Genomic DNA, 265 nt, shown 5'->3' with positions numbered 1-265 from the left:
GAGATTAGCCGTGTCGATATTATTGGTGCCAACGGATGGTCCCACATACACACCACCAGATTCACCTACGCCGCGTTTGTCATAAGTGAGTACAGCAATGCCTTCTTTAGCAAGACGTTTTGCAAACTCCATTTCTCTTTTTACCGGATCGGACCCATGAACGATGACCACCGCTGCGAATGGCTTTTCGGGTTTTACTATTGATCCTGCAAGAGTGATCCCCTGACTTTCAAATTTTACATCCTGAACCGTAATGCCGTCCGAC

1 protein-coding gene is annotated in these 265 nt (G+C 47.2%); it reads right to left on the bottom strand.

Going from position 1 to position 265, the window contains the following annotated elements; translation table 11 throughout:
* Window positions 1-265 (bottom strand): serine aminopeptidase domain-containing protein (locus ACPYOJ_RS35620; RefSeq protein ID WP_481420426.1); only part of this gene is annotated, 265 nt, incomplete at both ends.

Source organism: Rhizobium sp. SVR5-9E, assembly GCF_056755095.1.
The sequence above is the reverse complement of the archived record's forward strand: the minus strand, read 5'-3'. Positions and strand labels throughout refer to the sequence as shown.